Genomic DNA, 1,636 nt, shown 5'->3' with positions numbered 1-1,636 from the left:
TTGCCGAGTAGACTCGAGGGATTTGCACCCTCGGTCCCTCCCAGAACCGGACGTAATACTCTCGCATTATCACGGCTCGTCCAAGTTAGGTCGCCTACCAGATAAGCAATTAGTTTTGTAAACTTTGTAAACATAATTGTTCGTTTGTTTAGTTTTCATAATTCATTCTGTTAAGTTTCCAATCACAATTCAGTTAATTATCTCTATGGGCGGGCTATCGCCCAGTGCGCGAATAGATTAGGTTGTTGCTTAAAAGTCATTCTCAGCCACCTCACTGCTCTGCGAAATCTCCATTGCCTTTGCCACATGATCCATTTCAACAGTCTCCGGTTGATCAGTACCCACAATTTCCAAGTTGTTTCTGGCAACTTATGACAATAGTAGTTTATCCACCCCCGTACTTTCTCATTAATCATTTCAGCAATTGCTGGTAGTTTCCATTGCTTAAGGTGAAGCTTCCAGCTTCTGATCTCCTCAGCTACTTGCTTCTTCGCCTTCAGGCTCATGGCCGGCAGGTTCAACAGCTTGAGTTCGCCACTTTTGACCCTCGTTATCCGAGGTTTAAAAGTGAATCCCAAAAAATCGAAGCTTGCCTTCATGTGTTTCCCTTCTTCTTTATTGTCAGAGTTTTTGCAATAAACTATCCTGGTCTTAGTTTCACTTAGGGTGAGTTTACATTCCCTGAACCGTTTGCCAATTAAGGCCTTCAGGTACAGAGCCTGTTTCTCACTCTTACAGTGGACAATGATATCGTCACTGTAGCGTTCAAACCTATTTCTAGGGTAGCTTTTCTGCATCCATTTGTCAAATACAAAGTGTAGAAACACATTCGAGAGTAGCGGACTGAGCACTGAGCCTTGGGCAGTCCCCGATATCCGATCGACAACGCTGCCGTCTTCTTTCAGCGTGCCTGCCTTTAGCCACCGTTCGATGTACATCAGAACCCATTTTTCCGCAGTATACCGTTCTATTGCTTTCATCAACAATGAATGATCTATTGTATCAAAGTAACCTTTGATGTCAATATCAATCACCCAGTGATTGGTGAAACAATTGGCAGTAGCCGCTGCTAAGGCCTGATGAGCATGTCGTTTAGGTCTGTATCCATAGCTGCTGTCATGGAACGTAGGTTCCATTAGCGGTTCAAGATATGCCCTTACTACTTGTTGAGCTGTTCGGTCTTCTACAGTTGCAATCCCCAAACTTCTGGTTCCACCACCACTCTTTGGTATACGCTTTTCCCTGGTTAACAAGGGAAAGTAACTCCCTGATGTCAGGCGGTTCCATAGCTTGTAGAGGTTTGCCTGTAGCTTTTCCTCATACTCATCAAAGCTTACTCCATCTACTCCGGCTGCCTTGCCGTTCTTCCTAATCCTTTGGTACGCATCCCATACCATTTTCCTTGTGATTGGATGCGCCTTTGTTTCATAGTAATCTATCATCCCTTTTACAGTTGTTAAATCATATTCCACGAACTTGTCCAGACCCTTCGCTCCAATGCCATTACAGCATCTTCAATACTACTACGATCTGATCCGCCCCCACGTGCTGACTTGGTATTTGCCTCGCTTGCTACGGCTTGTGCTTTCCCTCTTATCGTCTTTGCACCTGAGTTCCCACGTTCCTTTAAGGCGCC

2 protein-coding genes are annotated in these 1,636 nt (G+C 44.8%); both read right to left on the bottom strand.

Annotated elements, in window-relative coordinates:
- Positions 1-203: 203 nt before the first annotated feature.
- Positions 204-1,442: a group II intron reverse transcriptase/maturase gene (gene ltrA / locus HDC92_RS24945; RefSeq protein WP_183877584.1), complete on the bottom strand. Its 1,239-nt coding sequence runs from the start codon at positions 1,440-1,442 to the stop codon at positions 204-206.
- A gap of 14 nt (positions 1,443-1,456) precedes the next feature.
- Positions 1,457-1,636: hypothetical protein (locus HDC92_RS24940; protein ID WP_183877583.1), on the bottom strand; the 180-nt coding region annotated here is incomplete at its 5' end.

The sequence above is a fragment of the Pedobacter sp. AK017 genome (assembly GCF_014200825.1).
In the GTDB taxonomy this organism is placed as follows: domain Bacteria; phylum Bacteroidota; class Bacteroidia; order Sphingobacteriales; family Sphingobacteriaceae; genus Pedobacter; species Pedobacter heparinus.
The sequence above is the reverse complement of the archived record's forward strand: the minus strand, read 5'-3'. Positions and strand labels throughout refer to the sequence as shown.

Bases quoted from the DNA above. Each gene is read 5' to 3' on its own strand.
- ltrA (WP_183877584.1), bottom strand. From the start codon at position 1,442: ATGATAGATTACTATGAAACAAAGGCGCATCCAATCACAAGGAAAATG.